This is a genomic window from Stutzerimonas sp. LR2, assembly GCF_055755175.1.
In genome coordinates this window covers 1-1,745 of record NZ_JBVTRR010000018.1, presented here as the reverse complement: position 1 = coordinate 1,745, position 1,745 = coordinate 1, and the positions used below count along the sequence as shown (strand labels likewise).

2 protein-coding genes are annotated in these 1,745 nt (G+C 49.6%); both read right to left on the bottom strand.

The window, feature by feature from the left end:
• Positions 1–651: SDR family NAD(P)-dependent oxidoreductase (locus ACVRRC_RS21660; protein ID WP_472997531.1), on the bottom strand; the 651-nt coding region annotated here is incomplete at its 3' end.
• A gap of 18 nt (positions 652–669) precedes the next feature.
• On the bottom strand, positions 670–1,745 hold a 1,076-nt coding region (locus ACVRRC_RS21655), incomplete at its 5' end, for an MFS transporter (protein WP_472997530.1).

Here is a 1,745-nt window from a genome sequence, read left to right as displayed (position 1 = left end):
CATTACGTACAGTCGATACCGCTTTGTACAAAAAACAGTCTTAGCGTGGGATAATTTCCGTTTTCCAAGCGGACCCCTAATACCACGAGAGCCCAATTCGCGTGCCAGCGATAACGTGAGCGTATTTATCGCACCCTTAGATGCCGCATAAATAGCTCGTTGGGGATCGGCAACTCGGGTTAAAACCGTCGATACGTTGATGATGCGCCCTGCTACATTAATGTGTGGTATCGCTGCTTTTAGTAAGAAAAACGGCGCTTCAACGTTGATAGACATGACTGTATTATAAATAGCAGGCTCAGTTTCAGTAATTGAAGCAGAAGGCGCGACACCGGCACAGTTAACCAGAATATCAATCCCTTGATAACCTTTTTCCTGAATGCGCTGGAAGAATTTCTGCCAAAGCTGGGATGCTTCCTGCCCTGCATGACTTGCAAAGTCCGCAGTAAAGACATCGGCATCGGCACCCAGCTGGTGGACCTCGTGAATGACAGATTTTGCCGCCTCCTGGTCTTTACCGCAATGGATCCCTACGTAGGACACGCCCATTTTAGCTAACGTCAGCACTATCTCACGCCCTATCCCCCTTGAGCCTCCCGTCACTAAAGCTACTTTCCCAGATAAATCAGTTTCGACGTTGTGCGTTACCATTCAAAAATCTCCGCTTACTCAGTTAACCCGAGACAGACCCGGTTTTTTACTCGCAAACGTCACGGTCTGTACCGCGACGGCCAATATTGCCAATACTGTTAACCCTGCCCCTGTCCATGTAGCGACAACGGGATCTTGACCGAATATGTTCATTGAAAAAGCACTAAACACCGTGCCCAGTGTTACACCCATCGTGATAACCGCAGTATGGACGGTTGTAACCAGATAGCCGGTACCACCAGCTTGGGTCACCCTGGTGATCAATGCAGGGTTCATTGAAATACCGATCAGCCCTACCAGTAAAACCATTATGAGGGTGACGGCCTTTATTTCACTGAACATCGACAAGGTGATCAGAGCCACGAGTAACAATCCATGCCCCATACGTAAAACGCCTACAGGATGAGCATCGGCGAACCGACCAACGATGAGGTTGCCGATCACAGTACAGATACCGTAACCGAGTAAAATGACAGTGGTTACATCCGAGCTGAAACCAGCGTTGTCTTGCAGTAAAGGCGTGAAGAAGGAGAAAGAACCATAAGCTGCCCCGATCGTTAAAAAACTCACCAGGTAGCGTGACCATAATTTAGGGGACTTTAGATTCTGTAGGTCTTCTACCGATTCGCTTTCCGTCGCCTTAGCAAGATCCGGCAAGCCTGTTTTGGCTAGTAGACTGACAAGCAGTGCCGCGACCCCTAATAGGTAAAAACAGCTTTGCCAATCCCACTGCGTGGCGATGAAATGACTGAGAGGTAGGCCAATAACCGTACCCACCATCATGCCGCTAAGAACAATCGAGACACAGCGGCCAATTTGGTCTGGAGATGGTGCGATCCTGGCCGCAAAGGTTAAGGCCAGCCCAAAGGTGGCACCGGACAGACAACCCGTTAGAACTCGCGCAAGTGCAAGCCACCAATAGGCGTGAACAACCGGCGCAAGAATTTCGATGATGGCATAAGCCGCAATAATGCCAGTCAACACTGAACGTGGTGACTTACGTCTTAAAACATAAGCGATTATCGGGCCACCGATCGCCATGCCTAACGCGTAAACGGAAACCAATAAACCGACCTGGCCGGTTGTCGCATCGA